We start from the raw sequence: 26,492 nt of genomic DNA on the forward strand, positions 1-26,492 counted from the left end.
CGCCCAGCCCGCCGGGCGGGGCTGGGCGCGTCAGGCAGGACTAGAATTTGTACTGCAGGTTGGCAAACATCGAGCGTCCACGCGGGTCGCCATAGGTGGGGTCCCAGGTGACTTCGAAGTAGCGCGACTGGTTGGTGAACGGCGGCGGCGTGTCGAACATATTGATCACGCCGGCGCGCAGCTTGAAGCTCTTGGTGAACGCGTAGCTGCCCGTCAGGTCCCACAGCGTATAGGCCTTGACGTCACGGTCGTTCCAGCCCGGATCGGCCAGTCCGGCGATATTCTGGTCGCGATAGCTGGAGGAGAAGGTGTTGCTCAGGGTCAGATTGGCCGGACCCTGGGTCCAGTCCAGCGTCAGCCGGTGGCGCCAGCGCTGCACCGCCTTGTCGTCGCGGAACACGCCGAGGCCGTTGGTGATCGGCGAGTTGGGATCGGACTGGAACTCGTACTCGGTGATCAGGGTGCCGGCCAGGCTGGCGCCGAAGCGCCCGACCGCGGTGGCGTCGCCATGCCAGTTGAGCGCCACATCCAGGCCGGAAGTGTTGAGCTTGCCCCGGTTCTCCTTCTTGAACTTCAGATAGGACACGGCGCCATCGTCGCGCACCACGATGTTGGGATCGTTGTAGTAGACCGGATTGTCGAAGACGGTCTGTTCGCCGATCTCGGAAATGATGTCGGTCTTGCGGATGATCCAGTAGTCCAGGCTGCCGTTCCAGTTCTTGTTGGGTTCGACCACCAGGCCGGCCGAGAACTGCTTGGATTTTTCCGGCTTGAGCAGCGGGTTGCCGTAGCGGTCCAGGTCGAACTGGGCGATCTCGCCCGACACCGGATCCTTGACGAAGCTGGCCGTGGTGCCGGAGCGCACCGGCAGGAACAGCTCGGCGATCGACGGCGCGCGGAAGCCGGTGCCATAGGATGCGCGTGCCAGCACTGCCTTGCTGGGGCGGTAGCTGACGGCGATCTTCGGATTGGTGGTCTTCAGTTCCGGCGTGGTGATGCCGGTCAGCGGATCGTGCACGCCCTTGTAGCGGTCATGGCGGATGGCGAACTGGCCTTCCCATTCCTTGCTGAACGGGGCGTTGAGCTCGGTGTAGAAGCCGGCGATGTCGCGCGAGTTCGCCGAGTCGGCCAACAACTGGTCGGAGCTGGAGCGGTCGCCCTGCACGTCGTTGGTGCGCAGCGCATCGGTGGAGGTGAACGCCGTCTTCTCGCGGCGCAGCTCGGCGCCGAGGGCCAGCATGAGGTCGCCGCCGGCCAACGGCAGCAACGCCCGGGTCAGCTTGCCGTCGACGCTGTCGCTGGTGCCCTTGGCGATACGGGCCGCGCCGTTGATCTTGATCGAATTCATGAACTTGCGGCCGGCGTCGTCGGTGGCGGCGACGAACGGGTTGTACAGTCCTTGGGCGATCCCCGCCAGCAGCTTGCCGTGCGAAACCCAGCCATCGATATCGAGGTCGTTGGTCTTGTTCTCGCTATGGTTGTAGGCGGTATCGTATTCCCAGTCGCCCACGCGGCCGCTGGCGCCCAGCACCAGGCGCGATGCCTTGCTGGTCACTTCGGAGGTGCGGCGGCCCGCGTCCGTCAGGCGGAAGCGGAAATTGACCGGGGTGGTGATGCCGGTCTTGGCTTGCAGATCGGCCGGCAGATAGATGCCGTTGCTGGCGCCGTTGATGCTGCCCGAGGTGGCGGGCGAGGCCGCGTACTCGGTATTGGCCTTGCTCAGCAGGACTTCGGCAAACAGCTGGTGCGACTCGGCGACCTGGAAGGTGGCGCGCCCGATGAAGCTCTGCTTGTCGGACTTGGGATAGACTTCCGAGTCGCCCATGTAGTTGAAGGAGCAGCCTTCCGTGCCGCCGGGGCCGAGCGGACGCACCACGTTGGGGCTGCCGTCCACGCAGGACGCCTTGCCGAGATTGACGCGCCGGCCGGGCGACGGCTGCCAGGTGCCGCCGGGGCCGGACCCTTTCAGATAGCTCGATTTGTTGAGCAGCGCCAGCTGGGCGGCGGTCAGGTCGACGTTGGCGGGGAAGGTGGTGCTCGACAGCTGTGGCGACAGCCGATCGGGCAGGCTGTATTCCTGCATGAACTTGCGTTCGGAGCTGGCCAGGCGGCCGGTTTTCTGCAAGTCCAGCGCGCCGAACACGTTGAAGCGATCCGTGCCCAGGTCGCCGTAGCCGCCGGCGAACGAGGCGGAGCTCTTGCCGCCGCCGCCCTCGCTCGTCTTCAGCGCGTACACATTGATGTCGCCGCCCTGGTAATCCTTGCGGGTGATGAAGTTGATCACGCCGCCCATGGCGTCCGTGCCATAGATGGCCGAGGCGCCGTCCTTGAGCACTTCCACGCGCTGGATGGCGCCGGCCGGAATGTTGTTCAGGTCGACGCCGGAATTGTCGCCGGGGCTGGCGAAGTTGGCCATGCGGCGGCCGTTGAGCAGCACCAGCGTGCTGGACACGCCGAGCCCGCGCAGGTTGGCGCCGTTGAAGCCGCGCTGGCCGCCCATCACGTCGCTGACGCTGGCGCCGTCGGTCAGGCCACCGACGTTGGCGGAAATTTTTTGCAGCAGCTCGGCGGCGGTGGTCACGCCGGATCTGTCGATATCCTCGCGCTTGATCACTTCCACCGGCAATGCCGCCTCGCCCTCTATGCGCTTGATACTGGAGCCGGTGATTTCCACGCGCTGCATGGTTTGCGCGTCGACATTCAGGCTCATGCCGCCAAGAGCGAGCAGTACGGCATGGGTGCATCGGGAGCGGCGGAATGCAGACGCCTTGAGCTTGCTAGCTGTTTTCATGCGATCAGTCCTCGAAAGTGGGTGGACAGACGCCAAGCACGATGCTTGCGCCGCCCCGTTGTAACCATGGAACAATTCAAGTGTAGGCAACGTTGACCGGCTTGCGCGCAGCCGAACTTGCCTTAGTCGCTCTGTGAGAAGGCCGTGTCGCATTGTTGCAATGAAGTCAGCAAACCGATGTTGCGGACTTCCGACAGTGCGACATGCAATTGCCAATGTGCGCAAACCGTGGCGGGCCGCTGGCTATGGCGGCACGATCAGTGGCAACATGGCTGTCAATGACAACGCAGTGAAAGGTAGGGCTCGTGAAATCCGTGTCGAGATGGCTGCTGTGCGCAGCCCAGCTGGCAAGCGCCGTTGCGTATGCGGGGGAAGGCGCGGCGCCGACCGCGTTCCAGCCGGTCGCCGGCATCGTGGTGCCGATGGGCGGCGCCATCCGCTCCGACAACGAGGCGGTGCGCCAGCGGCTGGTGGACCTGGCGGGCGGGCCGGGCGCGCGCTTCGTGGTCATTCCAACCTCATCGGCCTACCCGGACAAGACCGGCGCCGACGCCGCGCAGGAATTGCGGCAGCGTGGCGCCCAGGTGGAACTGTTGAAGATTGCGCCGCGCTGGCCCGGCGAGACCCTGGATTCGGCACGGCGGGCGGCCGCCGATCCGGCCAACGTCGCCAAGATACGCGCCGCCAGCGGCGTGTTTTTCACTGGCGGAGCGCAGGAGCACTACGCCGACGTGCTCAATCCCGCCGGCGTGGCGTCGCCGGTGCTGCTGGCCGTGCGCGCCTTGCAGGCGCGCGGCGGGGTGATCGCCGGCACCAGCGCCGGCGCCGCCATCATGAGCAGCGTGATGTTCCGCGACGCGCTCAATCCGGTGCAGGTGCTGAAGGGCGTGATGCGCGAAGGCCGCGAGATCGAACGCGGCCTGGGCTTCGTCGGCGAGCAGCTGTTCATCGACCAGCATTTCCTCAAGCGGGGCCGGGTCGGCCGCATGCTGGCGCTGATGCTGGCCAAGGGCTACAAGATCGGCCTGGGCGTGGACGAGAATACGGCGGCCATCATCCACGGCAGCGAAGTCGAGATTGTCGGCGCCACCGGCGCCCTGCTGCTGGACCTGCGCGAGGCGACGCAGGAAGCGGGGCCCGTGAATGTGCGCAATGTGCGGATTTCCTATCTGGACAATGGCGACCGCTACGATCTGGCCAAGTCGCAAGGGCGGGTACTGGCGGCCAAGCAGGCCAGGGGCGAGCTCAAGTTCCGCCAGCCTGGCTTTGTCGCGGAGCTGGAAAACATCCGCCCCGCCTACACCGATATCCTCGGCGAGAACACCATCCAGCGCGCGCTGACGCAACTGGTCGATGGCCCGCGCGACCAGGTCACCGGCATCGCCTTCGATCTGCCGCAGACCGGGCCGGTGGCGGTCGTCGACCCCGCGCCCGAACTGGGCTTCGAGTTCGTGCTGCGGCGCGACGAGCGCACCCACGGCTGGGATAGTGCCGGCCTCGATGGCAACGACTACTCCATCTTCGATGCCCGGCTCGACGTCCGGCCGGTGCGTCTGAAGGTGCCCCTCTACCAGGCCTGGAAATCAAACTGACCATGGAACTGAACACGATTGCGCTGCCCTCCCCCGCCGCCGGCACCAGCCGCAGCCTGAGCTACCTGCGCTTCGGCCAACAGGGCAAGGGCCCCAAGGCCTATATCCAGGCCGCGCTGCATGCCGACGAATTGCCCGGCATGCTGGTCGCCCACCATCTGCGCCGGCAGTTGACCGAACTGGAGCGGCAAGGCGGGCTGCTGGGCGAAGTGATACTGGTGCCGGCGGCCAATCCCGTCGGCCTGGCGCAAACGCTGCTGGGCACCAGCCAGGGCCGCTTCGACCTGCGCACCGGACAAAATTACAACCGCCTGTTCCCCAATCTGTCGCAGGAGGTGTGGCAAACGGTCCAGCCGCAACTGGGCGCGGACGCGCAGGCCAATCAGCAATGGATCCGCGCCGCGATCCGCGCCAGCCTGGCCGGGCGCGAGCGCGACCTGGCCGCCGGCGACGAGCTGGCGTGCCAGCGCCTGGCATTGATGCGGCTGGCCGCCGACGCCGATGTCGTGCTCGATCTGCATTGCGATTGCGAATCGCTGCTGCACCTGTACACCGGCACCCCGCTGTGGGAGCGGGTGGCGCCGCTGGCCGGCTTGCTGGGCGCCAGCGTGGCCCTGCTGGAAACCGAATCCGGCGACGACCCGTTTGATGAAGCGTGTTCCCGCATCTGGTGGGATATCGCGGCGCTGGCGGGCGCGGCGTTCCCCATCCCGCTGGCCTGTCTGGCCGTGACCATCGAATTGCGCGGCTTTATCGACGTCGACCACGCCACCGCCGCGCGCGACGCGACGGCGATCCTGGACTTCCTGCGCTTGCAGGGCATCGTCGCCGGCCCCCTGTCGCAAGCGGTGCCGCCGGCCTGCGCCCCCACGCCGCTGGCTGGCTGCATGCCCGTGGCCGCGCCGTCGGCGGGACTGGTCGTGTATTTGCGCGAGCTCGGCGCCACCGTGCGTGCCGGCGAACCGTTGATCGACCTGATAGACCCCGTCAGCGGCAGCGTGCAACAGTTGTTGGCGCCGGTGGACGGCTTCTATTTCGCCCGCGAAAATCGGCGCTATGTATCGCCCGGAACGCGCCTGAGCAAAGTAGCCGGCAAGCTGGCCCTGCGCAGCGGCGCGCTGCTGTCGGCATGATGCGCGCACGGCGCCGGGAATAAGCTATGGGGCATCCCTTTTTCGTTTCGCTGATCTTGCTGCCCGGCTTCTCGCTGTTCACGCTGGGAGCGGTGCGTTCCGTGTTCACCATCGCCAACGGGGTCGAGGGCGCGCCGCTGTACCGGGTGCGCCAGTACAGCCCCGACGCCGAGACCGCGCAGACGCAATGCGGCCTGGCGCTGGCGGCCGAGCCGCTGGCCCGGCTCCATCCCGACCAAGCCGGTTTATTGCTGTTGATTGCCGGCGAGCCCATCGACGAGCGGCTGGCCGAGCCGGCCGACCACAGCCTCGGGCAGCAGTTGCAGCGCTTCGGCAACGACAGCGCCTGGGTGCTGGGGGCCAGCGGCACCGGCGCGCAGTTGCTGGCACAACTCGGTTTGCTCGATGGTTATCGGGCGGCGATCGACTGGCGCATCCAGGCGGAGGCGATGGAACGTTACCCCGCCACCGTTTTCACGCCGGGCCTGTACGAGATCGACCGCAACCGCATCAGTGCCGGTTCCGGCGCAGCGGTACTCGATCTGTTGTTGCATTGGCTGGGCAAACGCCATGGCAACGTGTTCGCGGCGGAAGTGGCCGCCGGCTTGGGGCTGGACCGGGTGCGCGGCGGCGACGAACGCCAGCCGGTGCCCTCCTCGGCGCAACCGGCGGTGGGATCGGCGCGCCTCAAGGACGCGCTGGAACTGATGGCCGCCAACCTGGCCGAGCCCTTGCCGGCGGAGGACATCGCCCAGCTGATCGGGGTGTCGCGCCGCCAGCTGGAGCGCCTGTTCCGCCAGCATCTCGATACCCTGCCTTCGCGCTATTATCTGGAACTGCGGCTCAAGCATGCGCGCCGCCAGCTGAAACAGACCACGCTATCGATATTGCAGGTGGGGCTGGTGTGCGGATTTACGTCCGGTTCGCATTTTTCCACCACCTACCGCAATTATTTTGGCCATACGCCGCGCGAGGAACGCGCGCAGCACGCCATGCCGCAAGCCGAGACCGACATCGGCGGAGAGGACACGCAATGAATCACCTGGACTATCTGTTGCGTCCGGCGACCCTGGACGATCTCGATGTCATCGTAGAATTTTCCAAGGCGGCGACCTTCAGCATCCGCACCCTGAAACCCGGCCGCGACCGGCTGGAGGAGCGCGTTGAGCGTTCGCTCAAGGCCTTCGCCGGCGCTGGCCCGGTCAGCGGCGACGAGCTCTACCACTTCGTGCTGGAGGACTTGCGCGCGGGCCGGGTGGTCGGCACCAGCGGCATCGTCGCCAGTGCCGCCGCCAGCGGTCCGTTCTATTGCTATCGCAATGAATTCCTGGTGCACGGCAGCGAGGAACTGGGCATCAGCAATCGCGAACACATCCTGCGTTTATGCGAGGACTTGTCCGGCCATACCTTGCTCAGTTCGTTTTACATCGAGCCCGAATATGGCGCGACGCTGGCGCCGCAACTGCTGTCGCGCGGGCGACTGCTGTTCATCCGTAACTATCCGCAGCTGTTCGCGGAAAGGATGGGCGCGGAAAACCCCGGCCTGTGCGACGACGAAGGCAACAGCCCGGTGTGGGATGCGCTCGGACACCGCTTTTTCAAGATGCCGTTTCCCGAGGCCGAGCAACGCACCGGCGGGCGCTCCAAGAGTTTCATCGCCGAGCTGATGCCGCGCATGCCGGTGTATGTTTCCCTGCTGACCAAGGACGCCCAGTGGGCGATGGGGCAGTTGCACCCGGACGGCGAACTGCCGTTCGGCATACTGGTGGCGGAAGGCTTTGATGTCGACTCCTACGTCGACATCTTCGACGGCGGGCCGATCGCCGAAGCGCGGGTCGCCATGTTGCGCACCGTGGTGGCGACGCAGGACGTGGATGTGGATGTGCGCAGCCTGGCCGACGAGGCCGGGGACGTCTGTCTGGTGGGCAATCTGGAGCGCGCCGACTTCCGCGCCACGCTGGCGCGCGGCGAATTCGTCGACGACAGCCTGCGACTGGAGCGCCCGGCGCTGCAGCGGCTGGGGCTGGCCGTAGGGGCGCGCGCCTGTGCGGTCCGGATCGACGAATGAACTGGCGCCCCCCCCCCCGGAGAATCCGGTCGAGAACCGGCGCAAAGGTTCATTCAGTGGGCACGATGCAGCGCGGCACAACATATGGCGCTTGACTACCAGTCGTTGACGCGAGATAGTTATCGTTATTGCATTCAACAAAAACAATCATTACATGGCGACTATTCGAAATGTCGGATTGGTGGCAGTCGGCGTCGATGACACCGGCGTGCTGCGCAGACTTGCCGGCGCCGCATCCGGGGCCGCTCTGTTTGCTGATTGGCTGAGTTCGCAATCGACGTTCGGGGTCAACGCGGTGATCGAAATGCTGGTCGATACTGGTGGCAAAAAGGTGTCGGCGCGGGCGGTGCAAGATGCGGTGAAACGGCTAATCGAGCGCGGCGATCTCGACCTGCTTATCCTCTACTTTGCCGGCCACGGCATCGTGAAATCCGGCGGCGACGAACAAGTCCTGCTATCGGAGATCGGGACTTACAAAGACGAGGCTATCGCGATAGCCCCGACCATCGCCAATGCCTGGTACTCGACGGTGCCCAACGTCGTCCTGATCAGCGATGCCTGCCGCAACGCTGTCGACCCGTTCGGCCCGCTGGGCACGGTTTCCGGCAAGCCGGCCCTGGAACGGCGCCCCATGGTTGGCGCGCGCAAATCAAAGGTCGACGTATTCTATGCCACCGAGCCGTCGCAGACCGCGAAGGAGTTCAACGGCGAAGGTTTCTTCACCAAGGTGCTGGTCGATGTGTTGCGACGCCCGCCCTCCGACACCTGCGAGTCGCGCGCAGGTCTGGCCCCCAACGTCGCAGTCATTCCGGCCTGGAACCTCGAGACCTGCCTGTCAGCCGAGGTTCCCTTGCGCGCCGAGCAGCAGACACCGTCGTTCTCGCAGGCTCCAGATTTCTTCGTCACATCGCGGACGCCGCAATTTTTTGCCTACGCCTCAGTGCCGACAACACCCGCCAGATCGCTGCGCGCCCCCCGCAGATCGACGCCCCGGGCCAGACGTCTCGCCGTGCTGGCGGAGACGGCGAAACTGCGGAGCGTCGCGCTGGATGACGTGGCATTCCAGGTGACGCAGCCCTTTCCGCGGCCTGGAATCGAAACCAGCGCAAGCGAGGCCGGCTTGACCCTCCATCCCGACCATGCCGCCGGTGGCGGCCAGGGGCGGCTAGCGTTCGAAACCGGTACCGGCTACAGCGTTATCGGTGGATCGCTGGACCAGGTTCTGCTGTCAGGCGGCGCCAGCGGCGAAATCATCGACGGCTACGATGGGCGCCCCTCGTCCGACGTTCGTTTATATCCTTCCTTGTCGGCGATGCGGCCGCACCGCGGCTCGGCGGCGCTGCTGTTCCGCGGCGGAACGATGTGCATTGTTCCCGTCTTGCCGGGCTATATCGGGACACTGCGGCTAGTTGATGGGCGCGTCGCGTCGCTGACGTTCGACGTATCGGCGCAATACGCCCGGCGCTTTGCGACCGATACTGATCTGGATCCGCCGCTGCTGGCCAAGCGCAGGTCGCTGGCGGCCGCGTTGGCGGCATCAGGTAAGCTACAGCGGCTGGCCGCTGTAGAAGGAGAGCAGTTGGCGGACTTCCTGCGTCTCAGCAAGCGCGCTGATCCGACGCTAGGCATCTATTCCACCTATGCCTATGCGCTCTCAGGAAGCGACGTTGGTGTGCGCTCGGTGTATGAATGGATGAATGCCTACGATTCAATCGCGCCGGCGCATGGTCTGGCGGCCGCGCCGGTGCCTTTCGACGTGGCCATGCTTGCCCGCCAGATAAGCATCAGCACGGCACAAAGGCCGCCGGGTTTCGCGCCGTTTTGCCCGATGATGACCCTGGGCTGGAGCATGCTTGACGCGTACTTGGACAAAGAGTGCCTGCACCCGGCGATTATTGCGGCCGGCCGCGCCCGACTGAATGCCGAATGGACGACGTTTCGGGTGCAAGACGTAGGTCCGTTGCTGGCTGCGCTAGAACGAGGAGAATTGCAATGAAAGTCGTTTTCGTCCACGGTCGCGCGCAGGAGGGCAAAGTCGCCGCCGAACTGGGGAACACCTGGAAAGAGGCCGCGCTGGCCGGTTTTTCCGCTGCCGGCCTGCCGCCGCCCGCCGCCTTCGACACCGTGTTCCCGTACTATGGCGATCTGCTTTTCAAGCTGACCGAGCAGGCTGGCCGTGCGGCTTTCAACCAGCTGGTTGACCGCGGCGCCGCGGCATCTGCGCCGTCAGCCGAAGAACAGGAGTTCATGCAGGCCATGGTGCTTGAGATCGCACGGAGCAAAGGCATCTCGCTCGACGCGATTGCCGTCGAGGCCAACGAACCGGTGGTCGACCGCGACGTCCAAAACTGGAAAGTCGTGCTGGCCGCGCTGCGCTTGCTTGACCGGGTGCCCGGCGTCGGCCAGGGCTCGATTGAACTGCTGACGCGCGACGTCTGGTACTACCTCACCAGGAAAGGCCTGCGGCTGCAGATCAACGCCATCGTCGATACCGCCATCCCGCTTGAAGAGCCTTGCGTCATCGTATCGCACTCTCTCGGCACCATCGTCGCCTATAACCTCTTGATGAACCGCTCGAAACGCAACAACATCAAGGCGTGGATCACGATCGGCTCGCCGCTCGGCATCAATGCGATCTCTTCCCGGCTGCCGTCGGACACCGGCCCCCGCAAGGCGCCGGCAGGAGTGGGCCGCTGGTTCAATGCGCGTGACAAGGCAGACACGGTCGCGCTCTACGAAATTCCCCCATCCGAGTACCGAGGTTCCCCGGTGGTCTCCAACGATAGCAGCATCGACAACAAAAGCGACAACCGGCATGGCATAGTCGATTACCTCCGCGCCAGGGTAATCGCCACCGCCATCTATGATGCAATGCGTTGAGTTCAATCGAACGCGGCTGGATCCGGGCTGAAGCCAGGCTTGTAGCGCGCCCCGGGCAAGACACAAGCTCGCTGACGAGCTGATTAAGGCCATCCCCCAAGGTGCCAGAAAAATTAAAGCAAGCAGCTTGAGATGACGCGACAACTAGGTTGACAAACACCACAAGATCATCTTGGCGATTACATGTAAAGACCTCTAATTGACATGTAAAGCGGGGCTTTTTCTCCGCTCGCGTCGCACTGCGCAGTGCAGCACAACTCTCCACCTCGGCCCTTCCGGCGCATATAGACCCATCTATTCTCATTGGCACGGCGATTGCTAGATAACCACTATTGGATTCATTGTATGAATCCGATAGTGAAATAGCCTTCATATCTTCAAGTAATTTCGCCGCCCTATATTGGTCGACAAAATGGATGGAGACCAGAACCCATCTAAAAAAACGGATTCGAAAGCGCTCATACGCTGACGAATAAATTAAGCAACCTTCGAAAGCCCATCATGAAAAAATTCCTGGAAGCCGTTAAGTCGAATCAATCCATGCAATTGGAACTGGCTGCAGCCATTGCCGGTGTAGCAGAGAAACATGGCTACAAGACCACTTTGTCGTTCAACAAAGATTACGAAACGTCGCCACCGAGCGCCGATTGCGCTTGCGTAGCGCTCAGCATCATCGGCAGCACGCTATAAAGTCCAGCCGCCCGTCCGGGCGGCTTTTTTTCGGCAAAAGTAATATTTGGCATCAATTTTATTAGCAACACCCGACCCATGACAAAGAGCAACCCTTTCAGCGCGCTGGCCAACATACTGATGTTGCACGAGACTTCGTTTGCGCACCTTCTTTCCGAGAGGAATTTTGATCGGGATAGCCTACGCGACAATTTGTTGTGGCTCAGTAAATTTGTGTTCGACAAAGACTATATTTCCCACAACCAGAAAATTGAACTCGCTGCCTTGCTTTTTCCAGAGCACAGCCGGTTGCAGGGTGTCGGAAATTCAATTATTAAAAATTACATACTGGAATTTCAAAAAAATAATGAAATTGAAAATATCATCAAGAAATACCCATTGCTGCAAGCGTTGAAAGAGAAGCGAATTGAACAGTATGCGAATTATCGGAACGAGCTTGAACGTAATTTTCATGCCGACAGAAATCTGCTTGCCCAAGCATTAAATGAATCAAAGCCGATAGCTGACCTCGCCCACATCCACGGCGACCTCGGCGACGCTCACCAGAATGGCAAGAGCACAGTGATACTTCAACTTGCCTGTGGAAAGAAGATCCTCTACAAGCCGCGCTCCGGCGGCCTCGACTTGGCATTTATGCACCTGGTCGCATCGTTGAATCTGGCCATATCCGGCCTGGACCTGAAGACCTTTTCAGTCCTGGATCAAGGCGCCTATTCGTGGGCCGAGTATGTCGACCACGGTCCCTGCTCATCCATCGCTGCGCTCAAGCGCTATTACCAGCGTTGCGGATCCTTGCTGGCCATAGTCTATCTCTTGATGGGAACGGATTTTCATTTCGAAAACATAGTGGCCTGCGGAGAATATCCGGTACTGGTCGACCTGGAATGTCTATTCAATTTCACCGACGCGGCGTCCTACAATGTCTACAGCACCGGCTTGATCTCGCCGGGGTACGACAGCGACGGCAAGCCGATGGTTTGCGATGTCAGCGGATTCGGCGCGAACGGAACAAGAAAATCCGGCATCAAGGCGTGGACCTGGAAAAATACGGATTCCGATACCATCGGCCTTGCCCAGGAAGAAACGCAGTTCAGGGCGACGAAAAACCAGCCCGTATTAGAGAATCGAAAAGTATCGCCGGAAGAATACTTGAGCGATATTGTTTCTGGTTTTGAAAGAGTATGTCACTGGTTTTTGGCCAACCGTGGCCTCCTTGCAGGAAACGACCATCCTTTTTCGGTATTTCAAAACAAGATCATTCGAATCATCGCTCGCCCGACGCAGACCTACCGGACCATACTTGAAAATTCCTGCACGCCAGCCGCATTGCAGTCAGAATTTTCCCGGCGGGAGATGATCGACGCCCATCTTCGAAAAAATCCAACGAGTCTTTCGTTTGCCGACGAGGCAAAAGATAGTCTCATCAAGATGGAGGCGAACGCCATCGAGCGCATGGATACGCCGTATCTGCTGGGGAACACCTCATCCTTGTATCTGATGGAGTCCAACGATTTAATACTCAGCAATCATTACGCCGAAACCCCCTATGATTTTGTACTAACTCGGCTACAGAACCTGAATGAAGATGACGTAACCGCACAGACAGAACTGATCGAATCCTGTCATTTGTCTCGATATCAAACAGGCCAAGAGCCGATGCTTATCGAAGAAATAGCGACGATAGCCGACTCAATCAAGAATTCCGTATGCAATATTGATGGGAGATATTTTTGGAACGGCTATGAAAAAGACGCGAACGACGAGCTGATCTGCGGTTCCCTGGGAGGGTCGCTGTACTGTGGCGCGTCAGGCATTTCGTTATTCATCTCCGCCGTGGCCAGGATTACCCGAGATCCCCAGTACGACACCATCGTCCATTCCGTACTGGAGCAGGAAATTGAAACTGCCTTGACCCTGGGCGCGAAGCCGTCTTCAAACGATCTGGACATTTCCTACTGCACCGGCATATCCGGCCTGATTTACATCTTGATCAACGTCGATTTCGCCCGCTATAGAAGTGCCGCCCTCATGCTGGCCAGCCTGGTGACGCCGGAGCGTATTTTCAATGACCGGTTCCTGGATTTCATGAGAGGGACCGCCGGTAGCTTGAGTGTCCTGGCGACGCTGTACCGCCTTACCAAAGCGCCGGCGGTTTTGACGACAATGACATTGATAGGCGAGCATTTATTGTCTCGCCAGCGGATGGATCGATTGTCTGGCCATGCCGCCTGGAAGTTGGATGATTTCTCGCAGCCGCTGACCGGCTTTTCCCATGGCGCATCCGGCATCGCGAATTCGCTTTTGCAGCTGCATTCAATCACATGCGTCGATAAGTATCGGGACGCCTTCTACGACGCCGTCAACTTCGAGAATTTCTACTTCGACAAGAATAAAAATAACTGGCGCGATTTGCGCGGAAGCGGGACACATTGCCAAACGGCTTGGTGCCATGGCTCCCCTGGAATCGGACTGAGCCGTCTATATGGATATGAAATCCTAAAAGACGACCGCCTGTTGGCCGACGTGAAAGCCGCCATCTCGTCAACCAAGAATTCCTTGTCCAGTGGTGGGGATATCTATTGCTGCGGAAACAGTGGCCGTCTCGATTTCTTGCTGGAAGCAGCCAGAGTCCTGGAGGACGACGATTTACGTCAGTATGTGGCGCAACAGATCGCTGTGCTGACACAGAAAAAACGCGCGAGTCTGCATTACCGGAGCCATCGCCCTTCGCACCTTGCGGCAGAAAACCCTTCACTGTTTCGCGGAACCGGTGGCATTGCCTATTTAATGCTGCGCTCCCTGGATCCGGAATTGCCATGTATTATTCCCTATGGTGGGCAAGCCGACAGGATGAATGATGACAGATGCGATATGCACGAACGACGGTAATAGTGATCCGCATGCTGATACGACGAATGGGGCGCACCGTGTTCCATGCCTTCTGGAAGTTCCCTTTTTCGGCCCATTGCCCGCTTTCTTATATCCAGACCTGATCAATTCGCGTTCGCTGGCGATTGGTGACAGTGTGGCGTTCTATGTGTATATTTTGCGCCGGCCGGCAGGCCCGGATGTCGATCGAGCAGGCGAGGCATTTTATGTGGGCAAGGGCAGCAATCGGCGTTACACCTTCCACTATACCGAGTCGAACATGTCCGATGGGTACTCAACCAGCGCTAACAAACACAAGATTCATACCATTCGGAAGGTTGGGCGCGATCAGGTTTTAGTCCAAATGATCCCCTGCGAATCCGAAGTCTACGCGAACGATCTGGAGTGCAAGCTTATCGCCCACTGGGGACGCCGCAAAGAAGGCTCCGGCGTCCTGACGAACCAGACCTCGGGAGGCGAGGGAGTCAGCGGCGTGCCCATGCCGCTGCATGTGCTAGACCACTTAAGTCAACTGGCCCGCCAACCGGTTAAGTTTAATGGAAAAGTCTATCCGGGAATCACGGACGCGTTCAACGCGCACAATCCGGATGAGATTGCGATCGCGCTCAGGGTCGACCGTAGCGCGTCCTATTGCCACGATTACGCTACGTTCAAGGCGTGGTACGGGTACTGGGCGCAGCAAGACGTTTTCCCGGCAGGATTCAACTATATCGAGGATGGCCAACCACTTTACTTGGAGCTCAGCTGGGAGAAACTTGCAGAGCGTACCAGGCAAAACCGGAAGGACGGGTATGCGAAGGCATGGGAAACCCGCTACGCGTATCCACGCTTCGTTGTCAACGGAACCCGATACCATACGCTGTCGGATGCGGCGGAGAAGGAAAACGTCGGCACTCCCTCCAACATTGCGGCGCTATTTCGCAGGATGGTGGCACGAGATCATTTTTCGCCGGGATTCAATATCCTGGACGAAAATGGCAACAACCTTTATCAGGAACGGAACGTCACGCTGCAGCAGGTCGCCAGGGAAGAGGCAGGTCGAGCCCTGGCGGCGCAAAACGCCAAACCCGTGATCGTCAATGACGTCTGCTACGCCACGATCGAGGAGGGGTTCAAGCATGCGACAGATTTCGCGAAACTCGACTACTTCGCTTTCGCCAGCCAGGTCGCGCGCTACGAGACGGCGCGCGTGTTCCCGGAAGGCTTGAATATTCCTGACGAGGACGGTAATCCGAAGTATCCGGAAATCGATCCCTCGCTACTGGGCGGTACTGATTTAGGCATATACGTCAAGGTGCAGGACCGGCTGTTTTGCAGCATGCGCCAGGCGTCGCTGTATTTCGGCAAGTCGCATGGCACGGTACAAAGCTGGTTCTCTAACTGGGCCAACGCCAAGGATAACGCAGGCAAGCCGCTACCGTTTCCAAAAGGTTTCAACGTGTATCGAACGGTCGATCAACACCCGCTGCACGAGGAAATGAGCGAGGTGGATTGCCGTGTGCCGGCATCCGGCTACCTCTACCACCATCGGGTCTTCAAACAGATGGCCGAAATCGATGCCTATCGTGGCAGCAAGCGCGGGACGACGTCAGCGCTGTTCTGCAAGCGTCGCAAACTCTATTTGAAGAATAAAAAGCCGTTCGATGCCTTTTTGAACGTGCTTGGGCTCGATGGGAGTCCTCTGTACCCTGTCGATCTGGCGACAAAGATCTCGGTGCCCATCGCCCGGGCCGGTGGCAGCGGCCACCGGCTACACAATGGCGCGCGCGCGATACTGATCAAGGCAGGCGACGACTGGCGCCGCTTCGACTCGTTGGCCGATGTCTGGCGATCGAACGATTGGTTGCGAAGCAGGTACGAGAACTCAGAGAGCTTCGCGTCCACCATCCGGTCACAAAGGAAATCGGGACACTTGCCTGACTGGATACAATACGCGGACGAATGACATAGCGCAGGCCCCTGCCGGACCGGACGGTCATGGCGAATCAAATCACTGATTTATATGGGAAATTTTGGTGCGGCTGGCGGGGATCGAACCCACGACCCTTGGCTTCGGAGGCCAATACTCTATCCACTGAGCTACAGCCGCGCTGGGGGAATTTCTGAAGTGTGCCGTAGGATACCGTTTTTATCGAGCCCCGTCCATGGAAAGTGTCGTTTTGAGCATCTTTGCGTTTCCATGCAGGCATTTTTGAGTCTATAATCGCCCGTTTGGTGAAGGTTTTGCAAGGCAGCTGGTTGATACATTTCTTCTCACGCCACCCGGCTTCGAAATTAGTCTGTTAAGGAAATCATGAGCGACGCACATAACGAACACGAATCCGCCATCAGAACGCCCAAGCAGCTCGTTGCTGCTGTTGTCGGCTTCTTTGGAGTCACAGTAATTGGCATCATCCTGCTGGTGCAGTACGTGACCGCAGACAAATTGACCGGCACCGGCTCCAATAGCCAGGCCCCTGAAGAAATCGCTACCCGCATCGCCCCCGTCGCCGACGCCGGCTTTACGCTGAAAGATTCCAGCGCACCGAAAGTGCTGCAGACCGGCGAAGCCATCTACACCTCGACCTGCGCAGCCTGCCACGGCGCCGGTGTCGCCGGTGCGCCGAAGTTCGGCGAAGCTGGCGCCTGGAGCGCTCGTCTCGCCCAAGGCTACGATACCGTACTCAAGCACGCTGTCGAAGGCCTGCGCGCCATGCCGGCCAAAGGCGGCAACCCGGATCTGGACGACGTGGAAGTGGCACGCGCCGTGGTCTACATGGCCAACAAGTCCGGCGGCAAGTTCAAGGAACCCGAAGTACCGGCTCCAGCAGCGGCCACGCCAGCCAAGTAAGCCCCGCCACTCCAAATGAACCGGCCCCACGCGGCCGGTTTTTTTACGCCCGGATCATTTGCGGCCGGTGACGATCTGGTATTTCTTCAGCTTGTCGTACAGCGTCTTGCGCGGCACCATCAGATTGTCCGCCGCCAGCCCGACGTTGCCGTCGACCGCCGACAGCGCCTGCACGATCAGCTCGCGCTCGTGATGGTCGACCTGCTGCGGCAGCGACAAGGCCACGCCGCCGGCCTCCGGCGCCGGCGCTAGCACAGGCGCCGCCGCAGCGGCGATGCCCAGCACCAGCCGCTCGGCGAAATTGCGCAGCTCGCGCACATTGCCCGGCCAGTCCGCCGCCTGCCATTGCGCCATCTGCAGTGCGCTCCAGTCCGGCAACGGGCGGTGGTAGCGGGCCGCCGCGTCGGCGGCGAAATGGGCCAACAGCAGCGGGATGTCGTCGCGCCGGTCGCGCAGGCGCGGCAGGTCGATGCTGACCACGCCGATGCGGTAGTACAAATCCTCGCGGAACAGGCCCTGCGCGCTCAACTGTAATAGATCAAGTTTGGTGGCGGCGACGATGGTGCAATCGAGCGCGACGGTCTCGTTGGCGCCCAGCCGTTCCAGCCGCCGCTCCTGCAACACGCGCAGCAACTTGACCTGCAAGGCCATCGGCATGCTTTCGATTTCGTCGAGGAAGACGGTGCCGCCCTGCGCGTACTCCAGCTTGCCGATGCGGCGTTTTTGCGCGCCGGTGAAGGCGCCCGCTTCGTGGCCGAAGATCTCGCTTTCAAACACCGACTCCGGCAGCGCGCCGCAGTTGATGGCGACGAAGTTGCCCTTGCGTCCGCTGGCGGCGTGCAGCAGGCGCGCGGCCACTTCCTTGCCGGTGCCGGTCTGGCCGTTGATCAACACGTCCACGCCGGCCGGGGCGATGTTGCGGATCAGGACTTTCAGCTGTTCGATGGCGGCCGAGCGGCCGACCAGGTCGGGCACGTCCGGATGCTGGGCGCGGGCGCTGCGCAGCTGGCGGTTCTCCAGCACCAGGCCGCGCCGCTCCTGGGCGCGGCGCACCGCTTCCAGCAGGCGCTCGGCCGCGAACGGTTTCTCGATGAAGTCGTAGGCGCCGCCGCGCATCGCGGCGACCGCCATCTCGACATCGCCATGGCCGGTGACGACGATGACCGGCAACTCCGCATCCAGCGCGGCGGCCTGCGCCAGCAGCTCCAGGCCGGAGCGGCCCGGCAGGCGCACGTCGGTGACGACCACGCCGGGATAATCGGCGCGCAGCAGCGCCAGCGCTTCCTCGGCGCTGGCGCAGGCCTGCACGCTGAAGCCGCCCAGTTCCAGCGTCTGGCTGGTGGCCAGGCGCAGCGCGGCTTCGTCTTCGATCAAAATAGCCTGCACGTCATACTCCCTCTTGTTGTAGCGGCAAGCGCAGCTCGAAGCGCGCGCCGCCGCCCGCTTGATTATGCGCCGTCAGCTGGCCGTTCATGGCCTGCACGATGGACGACGAGATCGCCAGCCCCAGGCCCAATCCCTTGCCGGACGGCTTGGTGGTGAAGAACGGCTCGAACAGATGCGCCACCACCTGATCCGGTATGCCGGCGCCGCTGTCGCTGATGCTGACCAGCGCGCAGGCGCCGTCGCGTTCCAGGCGGATGGCCACTTCGCGCCGCTCGGCCGTCTCCACCGCGTCGAGCGCGTTGCGCAGCAGGTTGATCAGCACTTGTTCGATGCGCACGCTGCTGCCGGTCACTAACAGGCCGTCGGCCGCGGCGATGTCCAGCGCGACGGCGTGGCGGCGGAACTCGCTCTCCAGCAAGAACGCCGAGGCCCGCACCGAGGCCGCCAGGTCGACCGACGCCACCGTCTCATCCTTGCGCGCAAAGCCCTTCAGCTGGCCGATGATGGCGCCCATGCGCGCGCTGGCCTCGCTGATGTGGCCGAGATTGCCCTCGACCTGCGCGCCCTGCCCGCGCGCCAGGAACACGCGGGCGTTGTCGGCGAAGGCGCGGATCGCGGCCAGCGGCTGGTTCAGTTCGTGGGTGATGCCGGCCGCCATCTGGCCCAGCATCGCCAGCTTGCCGGCCTGGACCAGCTCGTTCTGTGTCGAGCGCAGCAGGTGTTCGGTCTCCTGCAACTTGGCGTACTTGCTCTCCAGATGCTGGTTGGTGGTGCGCAGTTGTTGCGTGCGTTCGACGATCTTGTCGTCCAGTTCATCGGCCGCCTTTTGCAGCGCGGCGGCCGAGGCCATGCGTTCTTCCAGCCGGCGGCGGCGCTGGTGCAGCGCCCAGCTCGACACCGCCGCGCAGGCCAACAGCAGCGCCGCCGCGGCGGCCCACTGCATGCCGGTGCGCACCACGCGCAGCTGGCCGGGGAACAGCATCAGCTGCCAGCCCAGCTGCCCCACCGATTGCGTGACGAACAGGTCGGGATGGCCGCGCAGCGGCGTGATCTTCTGGCCGGTGTATTGCTGGGTGTGCGCCAGTTGGCGCTCGGTGGCCGCGTCCAGCACATGCAGGCTGCGGTAGATCCAGTCCGGGCGGTTGCTGAGGAAGATGACGCCGGTGCTGTCGGCCAGCACGATGGCGTCGTCGCTGCTGCGCCAGGTGCGTTCGAAGTCGGCCAGGCTGATCTTCACCGCCACCACGCCGGTGACCGGGCCGCCGGCCGTGCCGTTGCGGTACACCGGCTGCGCGATGAAGTAGCCGGCCTCGCTGGTGCTGGTGCCGATGCCGTAGAAGCGCCCCGCCCGGCCATGCAGCGCGGCGTCGAAATAGGGGCGATAGGAAAAGTTCTTGCCGACGAAGCCCAGCGGCTGGTCCCAGTTGCTGGCGCCTATGGTCAGGCCGTCGCGGTCCATCACGTAGATGGCGCCCACCTTGGCCTGCTGCTGGATGGTTTGCAGCGTGCTGTTGAGGCGGGTGATCGCCGGCGCATCGGTCGGATGCGCCAGCGCTTCGATCAGGTCGGGCTGGAAGCCCAGTACAAACGGCAGCGTTTCATATTTTTGCAGCAGCGATTGCAGGTCCGGCGCCATCAGTTGCAGCTGGCGCTGGCCCTGCCGCCGCAGTTCGTCGCGCGCGCGCCAGGTGCCGGCCAGGAAGGACCCGGCAATCACGCCCAGCGCGCACACGAGTGCGAACAGCAGTAGCAGGTTTTTTTGAGCACGCATACGCTGATTCTACTGCACCTGCTCAGTCCACCGCCGCCATGCGCATCTCGTCGTTGTGGTGGCGTTGCTGCTCTTCCATCACCAGCTGGCCCAGTTCGCGCTTGAGGGTGTTGAATTCGGCGGAGGCCGGATCGCGCAGGCGCGGCAAGTCCACCATCAGGTCGCGCTTGACCGTGCCGGGGCGGTAGGTCATCACGACGATGCGGTCGGCCAGGTAGATCGCTTCCTCGATGCTGTGGGTGACGAAGATGATGGTCTTCTTCAGCTCGGCCCAGATGCGCAGCAGTTCGTCCTGCAGGTTGCGGCGCGTCAGCGCATCGAGTGCGCCGAACGGTTCATCCATCAGCATGATCGGCGAATCGAGCGCCAGCACACGGGCGATGGCGACCCGCTGGCGCATGCCGCCGGACAGGTCTTTCGGGAAGCGGTGCTTGAAGTCGCTCAAGGACAGCATGCCCAGCAGCTGATCGACCTTGGCCGTGATCTCCGGCTGCGGCATGCCCTTGATTTCCAGGCCGAAGGCGATGTTCTTTTCCACCGTCATCCAGGGGAACAGTGCGTACTCCTGGAACACCATGCCGCGTTCCGGTCCCGGGCCGGTGACCAGCTTGCTGTCGGCGGTGATGGTGCCGGACGACGGCAGCGAGAAGCCGGCGATCGCGTTCAGCAAGGTGGACTTGCCGCAGCCCGAAGGCCCCAGCAGGCAGACGAACTGGCCCTGCGGGATTTCCAGGTCGATGTCCTTGAGCGCGATCACTTCGCGGCTGTCGGTCTTGAAGACCTTGTTGACGGCTTTGACTTCGATATGGGTCATGTCAGTTCTCCAGGCCGCGGTGCCAGCGCAGCAAATGATTGTTCAGTTTGTTCATGCCGACGTCGATGATCAGGCCCAGCAGGCCGATGCTGATCATGCCGGCGATGATTTTGTCGGACCAGAAGTATTCGCGCGCTTCGAGGATGCGGAAGCCGAGGCCATTGTTCACGGCGATCATCTCCGACACGATCACGACGATGAAGGCGGTGCCGATGCCGATCCGCACGCCCGACAGGATGTAGGGCACGGCGGCCGGCAGCATCACGCGGACGAACATGGTGCGCTGGCTGACGCCCAGGTTGCGGGCGGCGCGGATGTAGATGCCGTCCACCTGGCGCACGCCGGCGATGGTGTTGACCAGCACCGGGAAGAAAGCGCCCAGCGCGATCAGGAACACGGCCGGCGCATTGCCCAGGCCGAACCACAGGATCGCCAGCGGAATGTAGGCGATCGGCGGAATCGGCCGCAGCACCTGCATCAGCGGATTGAGCCACGCATACATGCGCTGGCTCGAACCCATCAACAAACCCAGCGGCAGCGCCAGGCCGGCGCCGACGGCGAAGCCGACGATCACGCGGTACATGCTGCTGAAGGTGTCGCCCAGCAGCTCGCCGGACAGCGCCCAGCCCAGCCACGATTGCGCCGACGGATCGTAGGCCGTCAACGGCAGCAGGTACTCGATCCACTTCTGCACCACCGCGACCGGCGACGGCAGCACCTGCGGGTTGACCCAGCCCAGCATGGCGCTGGCTTGCCACAGGGCGACGATAAGGATGGGCACCACCGCGCCCGAGGCGGATTGCCGCCAGTCTTGCTTGCTCATGATGTGTCTCCGTTTTATTGGACGCAGTTATTGAATGTTGAGGCTTTTCTTGGCCGCGTCCAGCAGGTCGGTCTTGACCCAGTCCTTGGCGATTGGCGCGGCGCGCATCTTGCCGGTGCCGTGCTTGGCCATCACGTCGGTGGTGATCTGGATGTGCTCGGCGGTGATGTCGTAGCTGTAAGGCGAATTGCTGATGGCGTCGTCGAAATCGTCCTTGCTGATCTGGTTCTTGAAGATCACTTCGCGCACATATTTCTCGGCGACCGGCTGGTTGTCGATGAACAGCTTGGTGGCCTGCACGAAGCAGCTCATGAACTTGGCGGCGGTGGCGCGGTGTTCCTTGTAGAACTTCTCGCTCATCACCATGGTGCGCACCGGCGGGCCGATCGGCGTGTCGTAGGGCTTCATCACTTCGACGCCGTAGCCCTTGTTGATGGCCTGCGAGGATTGCGGTTCGCTTTGCATGATGGCGTCCAGGTTCTTGCCCATCAGCGCCTGGTTCAGGTCGGCGAACGCCAGGAACACCAGCTGCACATCCTTGCCCGGCTGGTCGGAGGCGCTCAGGCCGGCCTGGGCCAGTTCGGCGATCAGCAGCACTTCGTGAATGCCGCCGCGCGTGACGCCGACTTTCTTGCCCTTCAGATCCTTGATGGCTTTGATGTTGCTGCCTGGACGGGCGAGCAGACGCGCGCCGCCCTTGGCGAAGCCGGCCACCACATAGATCGGCGCGCCGTTGGCGCGGCCGGAGATGGCCGCCTCGGAAGCGGTGGCGCCGACGTCGAGCTCGCCGGCCAGGATGGCTTGCATCACGTCCGGCCCCTTGGCGAAGACGTGCTCTTCCACCTTGATGCCGCACTTGGGCGCGATTTCCTTGATGTACGAGACGGCGCCGTAGTGGGCGAACTTGAGGTTGCCGAGGCGGACCACTTCTTGCGCTTGCGCGCCGGACGCAGCGGCGGCGATGGCGAGCGTCAGCGATAACAGACGGAACTTGGACATGCTTGTCTCCTTTGTGGTTGTAGTTACCGGGAGACATTGCAGCTTCCGTGCCAAGCACGGGCCGCGGTTCAAGTCATTGATTTATAAGGGATGGCGAAACCGGCGCGCGGCGATTCAGGCGGAAAACCGCATGAACCGGGCGGTGCTTATGCGGAAATCCGCCAAGCTTGGCGGCACATCAGCTGCACAGGCCGAAGGCCTTGCGGTCGGCGAAGTAGCGATAGGTGAAGGTGCGCATCGGGTACTTGGTCAGCGCGATCTCGAAGGCTGGCGGCACCACGTCGAAGCGTTCCGGCAGCTTGTCCTTCACGCGCAGGCGCACGCGCCAGATCGTATCGTCGCTGGTGGCGCCGGCGACCAACATGTCGGGCACCTTGGGGATGGCCTCGACGATTTCCGGCCGCGAGTTGGTGGCGCGCTGGTAGAAGCTGACCAGTTCCGCCTTGGCGATCACCGGGCCCTTGGGCGTGGTGACGTGGTACTCGCGGGTCAGGAACATGGCCCGCTCGCCGCGCGGCACCAGGTAGACGAAGGTGAACTCGGCGCCGCCATCCGGCAGCGTGACCGGCGGCGTGGTCGCCACGCTGATCCCGCGCGGCAACTGGTAGCGCGAGCCTTCTTGCCAGGTGGCGCACTCCGGCGTCTTCGCCATATAGACATCGACAGGCGTGAACGAATCGCCGCAAGCGGCCAGCAGCAGGGGCAAAACGAGGAGTGCGGAATAACGCAAGCGCATGGGGTACCGGTTTCTTGTAATTCGAAGCCCGTAGTTTACTCTGAATTGAAAAAGAGGCTGATCGCTGATCGATGCCAAGGTCCCTGGAGGTATTTGATTTAAATTCCATGAACACAGGAGGGTCATCATGTCGAGCATTCCAATCGCGCAGGATATGACGCTCGCCGAGGCCGCAGAGTACTTGAACGTATCAGGCCCTTATCTGATGGGACTGCTATCGGAAGGCAAAGTCACGCTAGTAACCTCGGACTTGGCGAAATACAAAGACGAACAGACGAAAATTTCTCAGGACGCGCTCCAGCAACTGGTAGAGCAAGCTCAGGAGCTAAACATGGGGTATTGATGGCAGCTCATCGATCTACGGCAGTCTTGGATGCGTGTGTACTTTACCCGCCCCTCTACGCGATTTGCTGCTCAGTTTGGCCGCCGCTGGCATCTATCAAGCGCGCTGGACACAAATCATTCAAGATGAGTGGATAAGAAAACTATCTGCGAATCGCCCGGATCTGCGCCGTGAAGCCCTGATTAGAACTGCAGAATTGATGAATACCGCCATCAAGGACAGCGTCATTGAAAATTTTGAATACCTGATCGATACGCTAACACTGCCAGACCCGAATGATAGGCACGTACTAGCAGCAGCAATTGCAAGCCAAGCGACCGCAATTGTTACCTTCAATACCAAGGACTTTCCCGGTGCGTGCGGAGTTCCGGCGATACATCCGGACGATTTCCTTGCAGCGCAATACTCGCTTGATCCGCAGACGACTATAGCGGCCATCAGAACGCTTCGACAGCGTCTCAAAAATCCACCCAAGACCGCACACCAGCTGATCGCAACCTATGAACGTCAAGGTCTGCCGAAGGTCGGCAATATCCTACGCAAATCAATCGATCAATTCTAAATTAAAAAGGGCCGCATCGCTGCGGCCCTTTTGGCGTCTAAGTGCTTGTTACCACATGATCACGCGGTCTTTTGGTTCCAGGTACATCTTGTCGCCCGCCTTGACGTTGAAGGCGTCGTAGAAGCCTGGCTGGTTGCGCATCGGGCCGTTGGCGCGGAACTGGCCTGGCGAGTGCGGGTCGGTCTTGATCTGCACGATCTGCTGCGCTTCACGCATCTTCAAACGCCATACCTGGGCAAAGCCCATGTAGAAGCGCTGGTCGCCGGTCAGGCCGTCGATGACAGGCGCTTCCTTGCCGCCCAGCGACAGCTTGTAGGCCTTGTACGCAATCGCCACGCCGCTGTTGTCGGCGATGTTCTCGCCCAAGGTCAGTTCGCCGTTGACATGGTAGCCAGGCAGCGGGCTGAACTGGTTGTACTGCTCCACCAGCATCTTGGTCTTGGCCGCGAAGTTCTTGTGGTCGGCAGCGGTCCACCAGTCACGCAGGTTGCCGTCGCCGTCGTACTGCGCGCCCTGGTCGTCGAAGCCGTGGCTGATCTCGTGGCCGATCACGCCGCCGATGGCGCCGTAGTTGACCGCGTCGTCCGCGTCAGCATTGAAGAACGGTGCCTGCAGGATCGAGGCCGGGAACACGATCTCGTTCATTTCCGGGTTGTAGTAGGCGTTGACGGTTTGCGGCGTCATGCCCCACTCTGCGCGGTCGATCGGCTTGCCCAACTTGGCCAGTTCCTTGTTGTACTCGAATTCGCGCGAACGCAGCACGTTGCCCACCAGGTCGTCCTTGGCGACGGTCAGCTTCGAGTAATCGCGCCAGTGGTCCGGGTACGCGATCTTGGTGGTGAACTTGGCCAGCTTTTGCTGCGCCTGTTTCTTGGTGACCGGGCTCATCCAGTCCAGCTGGTCGATGCTGACCTTGTAGGCGGCCAGCAGGTTGTTGACCAGCGCCTGCATGCGCGCCTTGCGCTCGGCCGGGAAGTTCTGCTCGACGTAGATCTTACCGACGGCTTCGCCCAGCGCGCCTTCGGTCACGGAAACGCCGCGCTTCCAGCGTGGACGCTGTTCGGTCACGCCGCTCAGCACCGTGCCGTAGAAGGCGAAGTTCTCGTCGACGTAGGCTTTGCTCAGGTAAGGCGCGCCGGAGCGCAGCAGCTGCCAGCGGAAGTAGGACTTCAGCGTGTCCAGCGGGGTCTTGGCCAGCAGCGCGGTCATGCCCTTCAGGTAGCTGGGCTGGCCGACGATCACGTACTTGACCTTGCCGGACACGCCGGCGTCGGTCAGGTAGGCGTTCCAGTCGTAGCCTGGGGCGAGCTTGCCCAGCTTGGCGATGTCGACCTTGTTGTAGGCCTTGACCGGGTCGCGCAGTTCGACCTTGGTCCACTGGATCTTGGCCAGTTCTTTTTCGAATTCCACGATGGCGTGCGCGGTGACGGCGCCGTGCTGGTCGCCTGCCATGGTCAGCATTTTGCCGATGTGCAGTTCATACTTGGCCAGCGCGTCGGCCATCTTCTTGTCGTCCGCTTTCAGGTAGTAATCGCGGTCCGGCAGGCCCAGGCCGTCCTGGCCGATGTCGACCACATACTTGGTCGAATCCTTGTTGTCCTGGTGGATGCCGTAGCCGTACGGCGCGGTCACGCCGATCTGGTTCAGGTGCGCGATCAGCGCCGGCAGCTGCTTCTTGTTGTTCACGGCGGCGATCTTCGCCAGTTCCGCGTTCAGCGGGGTCAGGCCCAGCTGTTCCAGCCTGGCTTCGTCCATGAAGCTGCTGTAAAAGTCGCCGATGCGCTGGGCATCAGGGCCGCCGGCCTTGTTGGCGGCGGCGCCTTCGATGATGGCGCGCAGTTGCGGCTGAACATCGTCGCGCAGCTTGGCGAAGCTGCCCCAGCTGGCTTTGTCCGCCGGGATTTCAGTCGTGGCCAGCCATTTGCCGTTCATGTGGGTGAACAGGTCGTCCTGCGCGCGTACCGCTGGATCGATGTATTCCACCGCAATGCCGGAAACCAGCTTGGCGTTTGCTGCTTGGGCGCTGGCCGGAACGACACTTGTGGTGTTGTCGGCGGCGCCCGCCAGGCCTGCGATCAGGCTCAGGGTCAATGCACTTACGAGATGACGTTTCACGAAAATATCCTCTTGATTGAATAAAGGCCAATCCACGATGTTTGGCCCTGTTGCGCTTTATATCACAGGG

Annotated in this window: 20 protein-coding genes and 1 tRNA gene; 12 read left to right on the forward strand and 9 right to left on the reverse strand. The window is 61.9% G+C overall.

Translation table 11 applies throughout. The features are described from left to right. Nucleotides 1-40: 40 nt before the first annotated feature. Nucleotides 41-2,791, reverse strand: a complete 2,751-nt coding sequence (locus AC1RMD_RS01115) for a TonB-dependent receptor (protein ID WP_492922828.1) — start codon at nt 2,789-2,791, stop codon at nt 41-43. Nucleotides 2,792-3,105: 314 nt separating this feature from the next. Here AC1RMD_RS01115 and AC1RMD_RS01120 point away from each other — a divergent pair, with 314 nt between their 5' ends. The 9 genes from AC1RMD_RS01120 (at nt 3,106) to AC1RMD_RS01160 (ending at nt 15,988) form a co-directional block, all read left to right on the forward strand. After that, nucleotides 3,106-4,383, forward strand: a complete 1,278-nt coding sequence (locus AC1RMD_RS01120) for a cyanophycinase (RefSeq protein ID WP_492922830.1) — start codon at nt 3,106-3,108, stop codon at nt 4,381-4,383. A gap of 2 nt (nt 4,384-4,385) precedes the next feature. Then, a complete protein-coding gene (locus tag AC1RMD_RS01125) occupies nt 4,386-5,516 on the forward strand; it encodes a succinylglutamate desuccinylase/aspartoacylase family protein (protein ID WP_492922832.1) in 1,131 nt (376 codons plus the stop codon). A gap of 26 nt (nt 5,517-5,542) precedes the next feature. Continuing rightward, nucleotides 5,543-6,553: a GlxA family transcriptional regulator gene (locus AC1RMD_RS01130; RefSeq protein ID WP_492922834.1), complete on the forward strand. Its 1,011-nt coding sequence runs from the start codon at nt 5,543-5,545 to the stop codon at nt 6,551-6,553. Further along, nucleotides 6,550-7,584, forward strand: a complete 1,035-nt coding sequence (locus AC1RMD_RS01135) for an arginine N-succinyltransferase (RefSeq protein ID WP_492922836.1) — start codon at nt 6,550-6,552, stop codon at nt 7,582-7,584. Before AC1RMD_RS01130 ends, AC1RMD_RS01135 begins: the two co-directional genes overlap by 4 nt. A 154-nt stretch (nt 7,585-7,738) precedes the next feature. Next, nucleotides 7,739-9,580: a caspase family protein gene (locus tag AC1RMD_RS01140; protein WP_492922838.1), complete on the forward strand. Its 1,842-nt coding sequence runs from the start codon at nt 7,739-7,741 to the stop codon at nt 9,578-9,580. Then, nucleotides 9,577-10,464, forward strand: a complete 888-nt coding sequence (locus tag AC1RMD_RS01145) for a hypothetical protein (RefSeq protein WP_492922840.1) — start codon at nt 9,577-9,579, stop codon at nt 10,462-10,464. Before AC1RMD_RS01140 ends, AC1RMD_RS01145 begins: the two co-directional genes overlap by 4 nt. Nucleotides 10,465-10,965: 501 nt before the next feature. Beyond that, nucleotides 10,966-11,154: a hypothetical protein gene (locus AC1RMD_RS01150; RefSeq protein WP_492922842.1), complete on the forward strand. Its 189-nt coding sequence runs from the start codon at nt 10,966-10,968 to the stop codon at nt 11,152-11,154. Between the two features lie 78 nt (nt 11,155-11,232). Then, entirely contained in the window at nt 11,233-14,043 is a 2,811-nt protein-coding gene (locus AC1RMD_RS01155) for a type 2 lanthipeptide synthetase LanM family protein (RefSeq protein ID WP_492922844.1), read from the forward strand. After that, on the forward strand, nt 14,009-15,988 hold the full coding sequence (locus AC1RMD_RS01160; RefSeq protein ID WP_492922846.1) for a GIY-YIG nuclease family protein: 1,980 nt from the start codon (nt 14,009-14,011) through the stop codon (nt 15,986-15,988). Before AC1RMD_RS01155 ends, AC1RMD_RS01160 begins: the two co-directional genes overlap by 35 nt. Before the next feature lie 68 nt (nt 15,989-16,056). On the opposite strand, the gene AC1RMD_RS01165 is transcribed toward AC1RMD_RS01160, so the two are convergent. Beyond that, a tRNA-Arg gene (locus AC1RMD_RS01165) sits at nt 16,057-16,132 on the reverse strand. Between the two features lie 204 nt (nt 16,133-16,336). On the opposite strand from AC1RMD_RS01165, the gene AC1RMD_RS01170 reads away from it, so the two are divergent. Continuing rightward, entirely contained in the window at nt 16,337-16,873 is a 537-nt protein-coding gene (locus AC1RMD_RS01170; RefSeq protein WP_492922848.1) for a c-type cytochrome, read from the forward strand. A gap of 54 nt (nt 16,874-16,927) precedes the next feature. On the opposite strand, the gene AC1RMD_RS01175 is transcribed toward AC1RMD_RS01170, so the two are convergent. The 6 genes from AC1RMD_RS01175 to AC1RMD_RS01200 all read right to left on the reverse strand — a co-directional run bounded on the left by AC1RMD_RS01175 (nt 16,928) and on the right by AC1RMD_RS01200 (nt 23,402). Beyond that, entirely contained in the window at nt 16,928-18,259 is a 1,332-nt protein-coding gene (locus AC1RMD_RS01175) for a sigma-54-dependent transcriptional regulator (RefSeq protein WP_492922850.1), read from the reverse strand. Nucleotide 18,260: 1 nt separating this feature from the next. Then, nucleotides 18,261-20,030, reverse strand: a complete 1,770-nt coding sequence (locus AC1RMD_RS01180) for an ATP-binding protein (protein ID WP_492922852.1) — start codon at nt 20,028-20,030, stop codon at nt 18,261-18,263. 22 nt (nt 20,031-20,052) lie between these two features. Further along, entirely contained in the window at nt 20,053-20,844 is a 792-nt protein-coding gene (locus AC1RMD_RS01185) for an ABC transporter ATP-binding protein (protein WP_492922854.1), read from the reverse strand. 1 nt (nt 20,845) lies between these two features. Then, entirely contained in the window at nt 20,846-21,667 is an 822-nt protein-coding gene (locus AC1RMD_RS01190; RefSeq protein ID WP_492922856.1) for an ABC transporter permease, read from the reverse strand. Between the two features lie 27 nt (nt 21,668-21,694). After that, the gene (locus tag AC1RMD_RS01195; protein WP_492922858.1) at nt 21,695-22,666 is read right to left on the reverse strand and encodes an ABC transporter substrate-binding protein; all 972 of its coding nucleotides are present in this window, start codon (nt 22,664-22,666) and stop codon (nt 21,695-21,697) included. A 178-nt stretch (nt 22,667-22,844) separates the two neighbouring features. After that, nucleotides 22,845-23,402 carry a hypothetical protein gene (locus AC1RMD_RS01200; RefSeq protein WP_492922860.1) on the reverse strand — a complete coding sequence of 186 codons (558 nt, stop codon included), beginning with the start codon at nt 23,400-23,402 and terminating at the stop codon, nt 22,845-22,847. Between the two features lie 127 nt (nt 23,403-23,529). Here AC1RMD_RS01200 and AC1RMD_RS01205 point away from each other — a divergent pair, with 127 nt between their 5' ends. Both AC1RMD_RS01205 and AC1RMD_RS01210 read left to right on the forward strand, forming a co-directional pair. Then, the gene (locus AC1RMD_RS01205) at nt 23,530-23,745 is read left to right on the forward strand and encodes a MerR family transcriptional regulator (RefSeq protein WP_492922862.1); all 216 of its coding nucleotides are present in this window, start codon (nt 23,530-23,532) and stop codon (nt 23,743-23,745) included. 64 nt (nt 23,746-23,809) lie between these two features. Beyond that, on the forward strand, nt 23,810-24,307 hold the full coding sequence (locus AC1RMD_RS01210; RefSeq protein ID WP_492922864.1) for a VapC50 family PIN domain-containing toxin: 498 nt from the start codon (nt 23,810-23,812) through the stop codon (nt 24,305-24,307). A 48-nt stretch (nt 24,308-24,355) separates the two neighbouring features. Here AC1RMD_RS01210 and AC1RMD_RS01215 read toward each other — a convergent pair whose 3' ends face one another. Continuing rightward, a complete protein-coding gene (locus tag AC1RMD_RS01215; RefSeq protein WP_492922867.1) occupies nt 24,356-26,422 on the reverse strand; it encodes a M13 family metallopeptidase in 2,067 nt (688 codons plus the stop codon). Between the last annotated feature and the right edge of the window lie 70 nt (nt 26,423-26,492).

The sequence above is a fragment of the Duganella sp. GW822-FHT06D06 genome (assembly GCF_058799615.1).

Coding starts and splice junctions, on each gene's coding strand:
- AC1RMD_RS01140 (WP_492922838.1), top strand. CDS start 7,739: ATGGCGACTATTCGAAATGTCGGATTGGTGGCAGTCGGCGTCGATGAC.
- AC1RMD_RS01115 (WP_492922828.1), bottom strand. CDS start 2,791: ATGAAAACAGCTAGCAAGCTCAAGGCGTCTGCATTCCGCCGCTCCCGA.
- AC1RMD_RS01180 (WP_492922852.1), bottom strand. CDS start 20,030: ATGCGTGCTCAAAAAAACCTGCTACTGCTGTTCGCACTCGTGTGCGCG.
- AC1RMD_RS01185 (WP_492922854.1), bottom strand. CDS start 20,844: ATGACCCATATCGAAGTCAAAGCCGTCAACAAGGTCTTCAAGACCGAC.
- AC1RMD_RS01200 (WP_492922860.1), bottom strand. CDS start 23,402: ATGCGCTTGCGTTATTCCGCACTCCTCGTTTTGCCCCTGCTGCTGGCC.
- AC1RMD_RS01155 (WP_492922844.1), top strand. CDS start 11,233: ATGACAAAGAGCAACCCTTTCAGCGCGCTGGCCAACATACTGATGTTG.
- AC1RMD_RS01205 (WP_492922862.1), top strand. CDS start 23,530: ATGTCGAGCATTCCAATCGCGCAGGATATGACGCTCGCCGAGGCCGCA.
- AC1RMD_RS01150 (WP_492922842.1), top strand. CDS start 10,966: ATGAAAAAATTCCTGGAAGCCGTTAAGTCGAATCAATCCATGCAATTG.
- AC1RMD_RS01170 (WP_492922848.1), top strand. CDS start 16,337: ATGAGCGACGCACATAACGAACACGAATCCGCCATCAGAACGCCCAAG.
- AC1RMD_RS01160 (WP_492922846.1), top strand. CDS start 14,009: ATGATGACAGATGCGATATGCACGAACGACGGTAATAGTGATCCGCAT.
- AC1RMD_RS01125 (WP_492922832.1), top strand. CDS start 4,386: ATGGAACTGAACACGATTGCGCTGCCCTCCCCCGCCGCCGGCACCAGC.
- AC1RMD_RS01190 (WP_492922856.1), bottom strand. CDS start 21,667: ATGAGCAAGCAAGACTGGCGGCAATCCGCCTCGGGCGCGGTGGTGCCC.
- AC1RMD_RS01145 (WP_492922840.1), top strand. CDS start 9,577: ATGAAAGTCGTTTTCGTCCACGGTCGCGCGCAGGAGGGCAAAGTCGCC.
- AC1RMD_RS01135 (WP_492922836.1), top strand. CDS start 6,550: ATGAATCACCTGGACTATCTGTTGCGTCCGGCGACCCTGGACGATCTC.
- AC1RMD_RS01195 (WP_492922858.1), bottom strand. CDS start 22,666: ATGTCCAAGTTCCGTCTGTTATCGCTGACGCTCGCCATCGCCGCCGCT.
- AC1RMD_RS01130 (WP_492922834.1), top strand. CDS start 5,543: ATGGGGCATCCCTTTTTCGTTTCGCTGATCTTGCTGCCCGGCTTCTCG.